We start from the raw sequence: 11,988 nt of genomic DNA on the forward strand, positions 1-11,988 counted from the left end.
TTGGTTATTTATTTAACGGTTGATCTAGCCCAATGGAGCGGATTTCGTCAACAGCCTGCGGATTTTCAAGGGCACTCAAATCGCCTGTTGGTTCATTTAAATAGGCTGACTTAATGGCGCGGCGCATCACCTTGGCGTTTCTCGTTTTTGGTAAGTCACTTACAGCAAAAACCTTCTTTGGAGCAAGAGCTTTCCCTAATTTATTCGCCAAATATTCCTTAAGCTCCCCCATTAAAGAGTCTGTTTGGTCAGATTTTAACACAGCAAAAGCAACTGCTTCTTCTCCCTTAACATCATGGGGCACTCCGATGACGCCTGCTTCAATGACAGCATCATGTGATACAAGAACAGATTCGACCTCAGCTGGTCCGAGCCGTTTTCCTGCAACATTTAATACATCATCAGATCGACCGGTAATCGTATAATAGCCATCCTCATCAACGGTTACCCAGTCTCCATGAACCCACGTATCCTCAAACTTGCTCCAATAGGTTTGTTCATAGCGTTTGTTGTCTTGATAAAAACCCTTTGTCATCCCGACCCATGGCTGTTTAAGGACGAGTTCGCCGACTTTATTTGTAAGCGAATTCCCTTCGTCATCATACACATCTACATCCATGCCGGGCAAAGCTGCGTTAAAGGTAACCGGTTGAATTGGCTTAACGAGAACATTTCCGAAAATACCGCCGGAAACTTCTGTTCCACCAGAGTAATTAAATATCGGGATCGTAGAGTTGCCAACATTTCTAAATAACCAATGCCATGGTTCAGGATTCCACGGTTCACCTGTTGATCCGATCAATTTTAATGAAGATAAGTCGTGTTTTTCAATCCAATCTATCCCGTGCTTGATCATCGAACGAATCAAAGTAGGGGAGATCCCCAGGTGAGTGACTTGATAACGATCAACCAGTTCCCATAATCGATCAGGCTGCGGGTAGTCTGGCGTGCCTTCGAACATAACGATCGAAGCCCCGTTCATCAGCCCTCCATAAACGAGGAATGGCCCCATCATCCAGCCCATATCAGTGAACCAAAAGATCGTATCGTCAGAGGTAACGTCCATGCAGAGACCGGCATCAAAGGCAGATTTGATTGGGAAGCCAGCATGCGTATGGAGGACTCCTTTAGGCTTGCCAGTTGTACCAGATGTATAAATAAGCATATAGGGGTCGTTTGCGTTTGTCGGTTTCGTCTTATAAGTTTGATTATGATCTTTGACCTGCTCAAATGTAAGGTCTCGTTTCTCATTCCAGGCGGTCTCCTGTTGTGAACGCTCGACAACGATAACATGCTCAAGTGTGTTACATTGATCCGCAGCCAAATCAGCCTCATCCTTCATATTGATGGATTTTCCTCTTCGGTAAAATCCATCGGCCGTGATGAGCACCTTTGATTGAGCCGCTTGTATTCTCGTCGCAATGGCTTCTGCTTTGTAGCCTGAAAAAGTGGGGCAGAAGATCGCGCCGATTTTTGAGACTGCGAGCATTGAAATCAGCGTTTCAGGAAGCATAGGCAGATAGATTGTGATGACATCGCCTTTTCCAAGGCCGAGCTTTTCAAGTCCATTTGCAAACGCATTCACTTCTTCGTAAAGCTCAATATAAGTAAACGTACGTTTCATGCCATCGTCACCTTCCCAATAAAGGGCGACGTCATCCTTTTTATCCTCCATGTGAGACCATTTATCGAGGGCATTATGCGCAACATTCATTCTTCCATTCACAAACCATTCAGGATATTTGATACCTGAAGATAGATCGAGTGTTTGTGTATAAGGCTGTTCCCATTCAACGCCTAATTCAGCAACGGCTTCATCCCAGAACCACGCAATATCTTCTGTGGATTTTTTTTGGAAACTATCATAATTTTCATATCCGTGTTTCTTCATCCATTTATATAGACGAGTATTTTCTTTTTGTTTATCACTAGGGAACCATGCAGCTTCATATGTTGACATAATCATCCTCCTAAAGGTAACAAGTATCAGAAATATTCTAATTATAGTATAACGAAAAACATCATATAAATGAATGATAGTTCAGTATTTTTGCAAAATATTTAATCATTACGGGTATGTTGAGTAGTGTTGTCTCTTGGAAAGATATAATTTATTGTCTTGACCTCCATTTAGTGATAAAGTCAAATCGAAAAGGGTGAAGGATTAATAACGAATATACCAAGGAAGCTCTGTGAACATTTTTTATTACCATCGCTTTTAAAAGAATGTTATCCTATATAAGGATGTTATCCTAAAAAGAAATTTGATACTAGCAGATATGGAACTAGGAGGTAGATTATGAAAATTATTGTAGCAGGGGGAGACGGTTTTTGCGGTTGGCCGACCGCCTTATACCTATCAAAGCAAGGACATGAAGTGACGATTGTAGATAATTTAGTCCGTAGAAAAATTGATAATGAATTAAACTCTAACTCGGTCACACCTATAGCAGCGTTAGAGGAGCGAGTAGCAAAGTGGAAAGAGTTAAGCGGAAATACGATTCGTACATTTATCGGTGATTTGAATCACTATGATTTCCTTCGCGAAGTGTTCCGTCAAATAAATCCGGATGCTTTCGTTCATTTTGCCGAGCAACGTTCAGCTCCCTATTCCATGATTGATCGCGAACATGCGGTTTACACGCAATCAAACAATGTGATCGGAAACTTAAACGTTCTTTACGCAATTAAAGAATTCGCTCCTGAATGCCATCTTATTAAATTGGGAACAATGGGAGAGTATGGTACGCCTAACATAGATATTGAAGAAGGTTACATTGAAATTGAACATAAAGGACGGAAAGATCTACTTCCATATCCGAAGCAGCCTGGTTCCTTCTATCATTTGTCAAAAGTACATGACAGCCATAATATTATGTTTGCTTGTAAAATCTGGGGTATCCGTGCGACAGACTTAAATCAGGGTGTTGTGTATGGATTACATACAGAAGAAACGAAGATGGATCCAGTATTAGCTAACCGGGTAGATTACGATGGGGTTTATGGTACAGCTTTGAACCGTTTCATCAACCAAGCAGCCATCGGTCATGATATTACTGTTTACGGAAGTGGCGGGCAAACACGTGCTTTTCTAAATATTGAAGATACAGTCCGTTGTGTAGAAATTGCTGCAGAGAACCCAGCAGATCAAGGCGAATTCCGTGTATTCAACCAATTTACGGAATGGTTCTCTGTGAACGAATTAGCTGAGCGGGTGCAGAAAATCGCTAAAGAAGAAGGTCTCGATACAAGAGTGAAGAAGATTGAAAACCCTCGTATCGAAGCTGAAGATCATTATTATAATGCAATAAACACGAAACTTCGCGACCTTGGTCTTGAACCGCACTTGCTTACGGATGAAGTTATTCGTGATATTCTACGAGTAGCTATCGAAAATAAAGAGCGTATTATTGAAGATAATGTATTACCATCTATAACTTGGAAGTAAGGGGTTAACTGCTTTGAAAATCGCCATCATAACAGAGACTTTTTTGCCATCAACGGATGGGGTCGTAACAAGACTGAAGGAAGCAATCAAATATTTGCGCAAGCAAGATCATGAAGTCATTGTTATCGCTCCAGACCTCGGTGTAACAGAATATGAGGGTGCGATTGTCGAAGGTGTGAAGACAACGACACTGCCTTTTTACCGCTCTAAGAAGTTTTCTATGCCGCAGAGAAAGGTGAAAAAGTTGCTTCAAAAGCATGATCCGGATCTAGTTCACGTCGTTAATCCTGCGTTTGTAGGAGCGGCAGGTGTGTACTATGCCAACAAGCTGAGTTATCCTTTACTAGCTTCCTATCATACGCACGTGCCAAAGTATTTAAATTATTATCGTTTGTATCCTTTTGTGCCAGCTGTATGGTGGTATTTTAGAAAATTGCATAATTACGCTGATGTGAATTTATGTACTTCGAAAGCGATTCAAGGAGAATTGCTCGCTAAAAACTTCCATAATGTTCATGTTTGGGATCGAGGAGTCGCCGTTGATCATTACCATCCTGATCATAAAAATAAAGCAATGCGGGAGCGGCTTTCAGGTGGGGAACCCAACAATAAACTTCTCGTTTTTGTTGGAAGATTGGCACCGGAAAAAGAAATTGAGAAGATCAGACCTCTTCTTGAAAAACGCGATGACCTGTCCTTAGCTATTGTAGGAGATGGACCAGATAAAGAAGCACTTGAGAAAACATTTGCAGGTACGAAGACGGTATTTACCGGGTTACTCCATGGCGATGAATTAGCTCAAGCTTTCGCGTCTTCTGATGCATTAATATTCCCATCTGTAACAGAAACGCTGGGCCTTGTGATTCTGGAATCGATGGCTTCAGGACTACCTGTGATTGCAGCGAAGAGTGGGCCGACAATGGAGCAGGTAGAAGATGGGCGCACCGGTCTATTATTCGAAAATGAAAATACGGATAGCATGATTGAGGCGGTCGATCAACTGGAAAATGAGCAGTTGTACCATCAATTGAGTAAGAATGCTAGAAAAGAAGCAGAAAAACACAGTTGGCAAAAACCAGCTAAGCAAATTCTTGATTATTATCATCAAACATTAGAGGTTTATCAACAGAACCTGACAAAAGCAGCTAAAAAATCAAAGGTTAAAGTCACAGAGTAAATCCTCTGTGACTTTTTTCTGGTTCACTTATTTACGACTCTCTCTTAAAACTTAGTAGCAACTCCGAAATAAAAAATAAAAACAGACAATAAATATAAGTGCCCAAAGTAAAGAAATAATTTCAATTGTTAAAGCAAACAGAAAACATATGATAGGAATAACAAAGGTTGTACAGACGGATATTGGACCATTCACATTTCAAAGATTACATAGAGCGAATAGTTGCAGAGTTTTACAATAAACCAAGGATTGAGTAGGACACATCAGAGAAGGGCTGAGGAGGATACTTTATTGCCATTGAAGCTAAAAAAGTACATACAGCTAGTGGAGGTAGGATGATATGTAAGCACGAGAGAAGTCAATGTCATGTATTTAAATGATTGGAAGATAGATCACAAAGGGGGATACGATATGATCGGCCTATTTAGATCGAGTAGATAATAAATGAAACCTTTGTGAATAACTACTCTATGGTTTGTATTAAACGGATTGATACGTTATCTTAAATATTAAATGACCGGTCAGTCATTAATTGGTTCTTAACCGTTATAACGCAAGTGACGCTATTGAAAATAGAGAGGGGAATAGTTAATGTCATATAAAAATCGAACACATGCAACGAACATTGAGTTATTTACATCAGAGTTCAATCAGAATCCTTATCCGACCTTCAGTAAACTGAGACAGGAGGACCCCATCCATCAAACACTTATGCCCAGTGGCCACTACTCCTGGATTGTAACGCGTTATGAGGATGCTGTCGCTGTCTTAAAGGATCCTCGCTTTATCAAGGATTATACTCACCTGCTTGGGCAAGAAGAACGGGAGGAAGCACAAGCAAACTCAAGTATTTTTGTCAGAAATATGCTTTTTTCCGACCCACCAGATCATAAACGATTGAGAGGCCTGGTTCAGAAAGCTTTCACACCAAAAATGATTGAAGGTTTGCGAGGAAGAATTGAGGAAATTACTAACGAATTGCTTGATAACGTACAAGAAAAGGGTCAAATGAATTTGATTGACGACTTTGCCTTTCCTTTACCGATTATTGTCATATGTGAAATGTTGGGTGTTCCTAGCCAAGATCGTGACAAGTTTCGAACCTGGTCGAATACACTTGTAGAAGCCTCAAATAATCCAGAAAAAGCAGAACAAGTCGAAACACATATGACAGAATTTGTGATGTATCTTAAGCAGTTATGCGCTGAACGTCGCCAGAATCCTAAAGATGATATGATCAGTAAGCTAATCCAGTCTGAGGAAGAAGGGGACAGCCTTTCTGAGCAAGAACTATACGGCGTGATCTCCCTCTTGATCATCGCTGGTCATGAAACAACAGTTAATTTAATCACGAATGGAGTATTTGCATTACTCGAAAATCCTGAACAAAAGGAACAATTAAAAAACGATCCAGACTTAATTGATTCCGCCCTTGAGGAATTCCTTCGTTATAACGGGCCAGTTGAATTCAGCACGGACCGATGGGCTTCTGAAATGGTGGAATTAAGAGGAAAAACCATTGCCAAAGGAGATCATGTGATCGTTGCCCTGGATTCAGCAAATCGTGATCCAGAACAATTTGAGGATCCAGATCTATTTGATATCACACGTGGTAAAAGCAAACACCTCGCTTTTGGAAAAGGCATCCACTTTTGCCTTGGTGCACCACTTGCCAGATTGGAAGCAGAAGTTGCTGTCACAACTTTACTATTCCGTATGCCTGAGATTCAATTAAATACTGTTTCAGCAGCATTGGAATGGCGCCCTGGCATACTTATGCGCGGGTTAAAAGAACTTCCGGTGTCATTTTGATCGAAACTGACACTGTATTTAATAACTAGTTATCTGTTTTGATTAACCTTCCCGTTTTTTCCTAAGTAGGTAAAAGCGGGTTTTTTTATTATCTTTAATTGGAATACACAACATAAACTTGGTGAACCTTTTCATATTAATTGTAGGGAATGACCATCACGCCCTAAACATAGCCTAACAAGGAATTATAAAATGGAAACATCGTATGGGGTGATGTGGATGCCGAAAAAAATCTTGTTGTTCTGAGATAAGGTAGAAGTACCATTGTCCACGGTAAACGTAGTATTGCCTTTTCGTAGAGTAGAGAAAACACCGTTCAGACAATCAAACCCGGATATTACGAGAATGAATCTTTCTAAAAAATGATCCTAAAAAGATAGAAATTCGTCTCCTCTAATTAGGATCATCATCCCTTTTTCATAAAGGTTTTAACTTTAGATTACTACACCTTTCATTAGTTTTTACTCGTCACTTTTTTATTAAAATATTAGGAGTGAAAAGTAACAGGTTTACTATGGCATTATCCGGGTATGGAATTGGAAAAAGAGAGGTTGGATATTGGTGTACCAAAATGCATGAAAATTTTTATCAATGATCTGAAATTTAATTTCTTAGGAGGTTTGAAAATGAGGTTAACTTCCCAACAAGAAGAAAGACTTCTCCCTGTGAAAACCGACCGTCAACGTCTCAGCACTATTCTCTCTAATCTTACCGAAACGAAGGAAAAAATTCAGAAAGACCCCAAAGTGTATTATGATGAGGAAAAAGATAAGCGAGTGATCGAGCAATACTATAGCAACATTGATTTCAAAAATTCCAATCATAAAGAAATCATTCAATCATTACAACAACTAATCCAAAAGACTCATACAAATGAGGTTCGTTACGACCCGAGCGAGTATGTTTATCCTTGGGTTGACTTGCGGCCGGAGGGGAATCTCAAAAGTATTTACTCAGGGCAACAAAGGGAAGCAGAAGAAGTTATTAAAGAAGATCATGCAACCTCTGTAAGGCGGAAAGAAAAAATGGAAAAGTCAAGGGCTTCCGATCCAAAACAGACGGAAAATAAGCTGACCGAGATTGCAAAGGACCTCAAATACAACTGCGAACATTCTGTACCACAATCTTGGTTCAATGAACAAGAGCCGATGCGCGGTGATCTTCATCACTTATTCACTTGTGAACCCGTTTGTAACTCAATAAGAAGCAACTATCCATACCATGACTTTACCGATTATAAGCCGGAAAGAATCAAGACTAACCGAATAGAAGAGTCCTGCGGGAAAGCGAACGAGAATTTATTTGAGCCAGAACGTGCAAAGGGCACGGTTGCTAGAGCGATGCTATATTTTTTAATGAGGTATCCTAACAAAATCGAACAGCAATATAAGGGAGAGATCGACACGGCACTGTTACTAGATTGGCATCAGAAATTCCCCCTGTACTTTACGAAAAGCATCGCAATCTAGCGATCTATAATATACAAGGAAATCGTAATCCGTTCATTGATTTTCCTGACAAAATGAATCAGAACATAACGAATCTATAACCGAAGTTCTCACTTTACGACGATTAGTTGAGGGATAGCGATTGAAGGTATATGTTATCTATACGACACAAGTATACTTCGAGGGAGATATTTATAATGAATACAGTTGAACATAACAGTAAAGCATGGAATAAGAAAGTTGAAGATGGAGTAGTCTACACGAAGCCAGTAAATGAGGATCGTATCGAAAAGGCAAAAACCGGTGATTGGGAAATAACAGTGACAACTGGAAGAGCTGTGCCGAAAGAGTGGTTTCCCTCATCCTTAAAAGGCTTAAGCATTCTTTGTTTAGCATCTGGAGGTGGACAACAAGGCCCAATGTTAGCTGCCGCAGGGGCAGAGGTGACAGTTGTAGACATTTCTGAAAAGCAGCTGGAGCAAGATCAGTTTGTAGCAGAACGAGATGGCTTACACCTTAACACAATACAAGGAAGTATGTCTGATCTTCACTTTTTTAACGATGAATCTTTTGATCTGATCGTCCACCCTGTTTCCAATGTGTTTGTTGAAAATATCTTACCCGTTTGGATGGAAGCGTCAAGGGTTTTAAAAGAAAACGGTGTCCTTATATCCGGCTTCACTAACCCGCTTCTATATATTTTCGATGATGAACAAGAGAAAAAGGGATTTCTGGAAGTTAAACACTCTATTCCTTTTTCATCGGTATCTAATATAAATGAAGAAGAACTTCAACAACATATAGAGAACAACCAGACTCTCGAGTTCGGCCATACTTTAGAGGACCAGATTCAAGGCCAAGTTGATGCTGGTTTTTTAATTGCAGGGTTGTATGAGGATGACTTTGGGGGGAGCAGATTGCTGGACAACTATATAAAAACGTTTATCGCAACAAGAGCAATCAAGGTTTCAAGATAGATCCTCAAGATGAAGAAAGAAGTAATTGGGCTTTTCCAGACTTAAAAGGCTACGAACTTTTGCTAAATTAATGGATTCCTGTCACAGGTCAACCTTTCGAAAACATATGTTATCAATGAGGTTTATGTAAAGACAGGAGGAAAAGTATGTATTCTAATTACTCATATATCCCACATGTAAATCAGCAAGTAAATAGTCCGTATCTTCAGCATCCTTACTATAACTACAGTAGAAGTTATATACCATATCCTTATTATTATGACCGCCAACAACCCGTTAGAGGTCAAGCAACCTGGACAGAGGGAGGACAGGTTACACAGTGCGGTATCCCGTGGTCCGAAAATCGATATATGACAGTAGCAATCGGGGAAAATACTCCTTACCAGTGTGGTCAAACACTCAAGATAACGAATTTATCGAACCAAAGGGAAGTTTTAGTGACCATAGTTGACAAAGTCCCAGGATACCCACCGAATAAAGTCAATTTGCACAGAAAAGCCTTTGAAACACTAGGAGCAAATCTAGATCTGGGCGTTATAAATGTTGAAATCACTCCTTCTCCAGAATTGGAACAAGAAAAATGGGGGAAATATTTATTAGAACTTACCCAGACGGCCTATCCTGGTTATAACGTCACCGAATATAATACTATAGGGAAAACACAAGTATCACCTACGCAAACGAAAGAAACGTATCAATATATTTTACAATCACCACAGGAAAGAATTAAGGTCCAAGGTAACGTTGTCTATAATCCAACTACTGATCGAGTTATTTCGTTTGATATAAAGGAAGTTTAATTATGATGGGGTTTGGCCATACCCTTAGATTCTAACGGGGCATGAGTAAAGTTTTCACTCATGCCCCGTTTTTTTTTTATACGACGTTATACCTTACGCTGAGATCATTATATCTGTGTAAAAACAATTTATTAAACTGATGGGCTAGATTTTAGGATAATATGGTTCATATCGCGGATTACAATAATAGGGAGGTCTAGGGCCGATTTTAGGCATTTGCCAAGTGGAAGGGTTGGCGTTATATAACACCCGTACTTTTTCATTTGAATGATTGACCAATAATAATTTCACTTCCGGGTTGTATTGATAGTATTGCAAGACATTAACCTCCTTGAGCATTTCTATTACCTTATTCAACTTTCTCTAATGATGAGCGTGTACCAGAAATCTTAAGTCATTCAATTACCAGCTTTATAAATGAAAAGCATTATGATCGCTCCTTTAACATAGATTATCCTGAAACAGGTTCTTTAAGGAGGTTTGCCTATGTCTGATCAACATAATAAAAAGAAACCTGGCGCTAAAGGTTATCCAATGTATCCTAATTATGGTAAAATAACGCGTTATCAAGACGTTCCAGTTACTGTTCCAGAACAACGTCAGCTTCGCCAACCTGGTGTGGAAAAATGGATGGTTCCACGTCCGATTATTGAAAATCCTAATTATACAGGAAGTGAAAAACTAGTAGGAAAAGTAGCCCTGATTTCGGGTGGAGACAGTGGCATTGGCGCTGCGGCTGCCATCGCTTTTGCTAAAGAGGGAGCAAATGTGGCCATTTCGTATTTAGATGAACATGAAGACGCGAACCGAACAAAAGCAAGAATTGAAGAGCTCGGCAAACGTTGCATCTTACTGCCAGGTGATGTAAGAAAAAAGCAGCAGTGTATCGATATTGTAGAAGAAACAGTCGACACTTTTGGGCAGCTTGATGTTCTTTGTAACCATGTCGGTATTCAATTTCAGCAATTAAGCTTGCTTGATATTACCGACGAGCAATTCGATGACACCTTTAAAGTAAATATCTACTCTCATTTCTACACAACACGGGCAGCTCTTCCATACTTAAAAGCAGGCAGTTCCATTATTAATACCTCTTCAGTTGTGACATATGCAGGGAATAAACAATTGATTGATTACACTGCAACGAAAGGCGCTATTATCGGTTTCACGCGGGCCTTAGCGAATAATATCATAGACCAGGGGATTCGGGTTAATGCCGTTGCTCCCGGACGGGTATGGACACCCCTTATTCCGGCAAGCTTCTCCGCAGACCAAGTCACGCAGGCACCTAATCCCATGGAACGCCAAGGACAGCCATTTGAGCTTGCGCCCACATTTGTCTACCTTGCCTCCGACGATTCACGTTATGTAACTGGACAAACGCTTCATGTTAACGGCGGGGAATCCATAACTTCTTAAGGATACAATAGCACGTTCATTGATGAATAAGAGTCACCCTTACGCTATGAACGGCATGTAAAGTGAAAAGACAGGCATTTCGCCGTCAAATGGACGGTTATCCATGCCTGTCTACTTACCAAATTACACGTCTTTTTGATTATGCGCTTCATCTTTGGCTTCTTCGCGCAACCCCTCAATGCTTTCTTCACGACGCTGGTTCTTTTCTTTAATCTGGCTCATTTCTTCTTTACTTAATTCTTCTGAGTGTGCTTTTGCATAATCTTTGGCTTCATCCATGTTTTGCAACGTGTGGCCAATGTTATTTTCGATTCTTTCCTTATTGTTGGAACGATCGTCTGGTTTTGCCATACTTCATACCTCCTTTACATTAGAAGATTAGTATGCCACTTTTTAAACAAAGGTATGTAAAAGGGTTGTAGGTGACAATCAAGTGTACATAGCGTTAAAATTGAAATAGGATATAGCCATTCATCCGAATTCTTAACGAAAAAAGGAGTGATTCTCATGAAAGTTAAAGGAATAGACGTAGATCCCCATACTAGGTGTAGCCATTACCATACCGATGTAGACATCATTGCCATTAAGTTCCATTGTTGCAATGAATATTACGCTTGCTACGCCTGCCACCAAGAAACAGCCAGTCACTCTGCTACTAAATGGCCCCAGGATCAATGGAATGAACAAGCCATTCTTTGCGGTAATTGTCAACACGAACTAACGATCAATGAATATATGTCTACATCCAATTGCCCTCAATGTAACAGTCTTTTTAACGAAAAGTGCAGCAATCATTTTCATCTGTATTTTGATGTGACAAGAGAATCCTCTAGACATTAATTGGAACGATACGAGGCATTAGGTGTGCCTCTAGATGCTATAATCCAATGTAAGCTAAAGAGATATT

At 40.0% G+C, this 11,988-nt stretch carries 10 protein-coding genes and 1 pseudogene; 8 read left to right on the plus strand and 3 right to left on the minus strand.

Annotated features, from left to right (window positions below; all coding sequences use genetic code 11):
• Positions 1 to 4: 4 nt before the first annotated feature.
• Entirely contained in the window at positions 5 to 1,960 is a 1,956-nt protein-coding gene (locus tag MUO14_RS00175; protein WP_244753061.1) for an AMP-binding protein, read from the minus strand.
• 339 nt (positions 1,961 to 2,299) lie between these two features.
• Between MUO14_RS00175 and MUO14_RS00180 the strand changes: the two genes are divergently transcribed.
• The 6 genes and pseudogenes from MUO14_RS00180 to MUO14_RS00205 all read left to right on the plus strand — a co-directional run bounded on the left by MUO14_RS00180 (position 2,300) and on the right by MUO14_RS00205 (position 9,662).
• Positions 2,300 to 3,448: an NAD-dependent epimerase/dehydratase family protein gene (locus MUO14_RS00180; protein WP_244753062.1), complete on the plus strand. Its 1,149-nt coding sequence runs from the start codon at positions 2,300 to 2,302 to the stop codon at positions 3,446 to 3,448.
• Between the two features lie 13 nt (positions 3,449 to 3,461).
• Positions 3,462 to 4,625 (plus strand): glycosyltransferase family 4 protein, encoded by a 1,164-nt coding sequence (locus MUO14_RS00185; RefSeq protein WP_244753063.1) that lies wholly within the window; start codon positions 3,462 to 3,464, stop codon positions 4,623 to 4,625.
• Between the two features lie 591 nt (positions 4,626 to 5,216).
• On the plus strand, positions 5,217 to 6,437 hold the full coding sequence (locus MUO14_RS00190; protein WP_244753064.1) for a cytochrome P450 family protein: 1,221 nt from the start codon (positions 5,217 to 5,219) through the stop codon (positions 6,435 to 6,437).
• 626 nt (positions 6,438 to 7,063) lie between these two features.
• Positions 7,064 to 7,986 (plus strand): annotated as a pseudogene (locus tag MUO14_RS24655) (endonuclease I family protein).
• A 96-nt stretch (positions 7,987 to 8,082) separates the two neighbouring features.
• Positions 8,083 to 8,862, plus strand: a complete 780-nt coding sequence (locus tag MUO14_RS00200; RefSeq protein ID WP_244753065.1) for a class I SAM-dependent methyltransferase — start codon at positions 8,083 to 8,085, stop codon at positions 8,860 to 8,862.
• Between the two features lie 146 nt (positions 8,863 to 9,008).
• Positions 9,009 to 9,662: a DUF3889 domain-containing protein gene (locus MUO14_RS00205; RefSeq protein ID WP_244753066.1), complete on the plus strand. Its 654-nt coding sequence runs from the start codon at positions 9,009 to 9,011 to the stop codon at positions 9,660 to 9,662.
• Between the two features lie 144 nt (positions 9,663 to 9,806).
• Here the strand turns inward: MUO14_RS00205 and MUO14_RS00210 are convergent, their stop codons facing one another.
• Positions 9,807 to 9,980, minus strand: coding sequence for a hypothetical protein (locus MUO14_RS00210; RefSeq protein ID WP_244753067.1), 174 nt, complete (start codon positions 9,978 to 9,980; stop codon positions 9,807 to 9,809).
• Positions 9,981 to 10,148: 168 nt separating this feature from the next.
• Between MUO14_RS00210 and MUO14_RS00215 the strand changes: the two genes are divergently transcribed.
• Positions 10,149 to 11,081: an SDR family oxidoreductase gene (locus MUO14_RS00215; protein WP_244753068.1), complete on the plus strand. Its 933-nt coding sequence runs from the start codon at positions 10,149 to 10,151 to the stop codon at positions 11,079 to 11,081.
• 123 nt (positions 11,082 to 11,204) lie between these two features.
• Here MUO14_RS00215 and tlp read toward each other — a convergent pair whose 3' ends face one another.
• On the minus strand, positions 11,205 to 11,432 hold the full coding sequence (tlp, locus tag MUO14_RS00220; protein WP_244753069.1) for a small acid-soluble spore protein Tlp: 228 nt from the start codon (positions 11,430 to 11,432) through the stop codon (positions 11,205 to 11,207).
• A gap of 156 nt (positions 11,433 to 11,588) precedes the next feature.
• On the opposite strand from tlp, the gene MUO14_RS00225 reads away from it, so the two are divergent.
• A complete protein-coding gene (locus tag MUO14_RS00225; protein ID WP_244753070.1) occupies positions 11,589 to 11,921 on the plus strand; it encodes a CHY zinc finger protein in 333 nt (110 codons plus the stop codon).
• The last annotated feature ends 67 nt before the right edge of the window (positions 11,922 to 11,988 follow it).

The organism is Halobacillus shinanisalinarum, assembly GCF_022919835.1.
In the GTDB taxonomy this organism is placed as follows: domain Bacteria; phylum Bacillota; class Bacilli; order Bacillales; family Halobacillaceae; genus Halobacillus_A; species Halobacillus_A shinanisalinarum.

What these genes read in the sequence shown, in the direction of transcription:
- MUO14_RS00175 (WP_244753061.1), bottom strand. Translation starts at nt 1,960, where the DNA reads ATGTCAACATATGAAGCTGCATGGTTCCCTAGTGATAAACAAAAAGAA.
- MUO14_RS00180 (WP_244753062.1), top strand. Translation starts at nt 2,300, where the DNA reads ATGAAAATTATTGTAGCAGGGGGAGACGGTTTTTGCGGTTGGCCGACC.
- MUO14_RS00190 (WP_244753064.1), top strand. Translation starts at nt 5,217, where the DNA reads ATGTCATATAAAAATCGAACACATGCAACGAACATTGAGTTATTTACA.
- MUO14_RS00200 (WP_244753065.1), top strand. Translation starts at nt 8,083, where the DNA reads ATGAATACAGTTGAACATAACAGTAAAGCATGGAATAAGAAAGTTGAA.
- MUO14_RS00205 (WP_244753066.1), top strand. Translation starts at nt 9,009, where the DNA reads ATGTATTCTAATTACTCATATATCCCACATGTAAATCAGCAAGTAAAT.
- MUO14_RS00215 (WP_244753068.1), top strand. Translation starts at nt 10,149, where the DNA reads ATGTCTGATCAACATAATAAAAAGAAACCTGGCGCTAAAGGTTATCCA.
- tlp (WP_244753069.1), bottom strand. Translation starts at nt 11,432, where the DNA reads ATGGCAAAACCAGACGATCGTTCCAACAATAAGGAAAGAATCGAAAAT.
- MUO14_RS00225 (WP_244753070.1), top strand. Translation starts at nt 11,589, where the DNA reads ATGAAAGTTAAAGGAATAGACGTAGATCCCCATACTAGGTGTAGCCAT.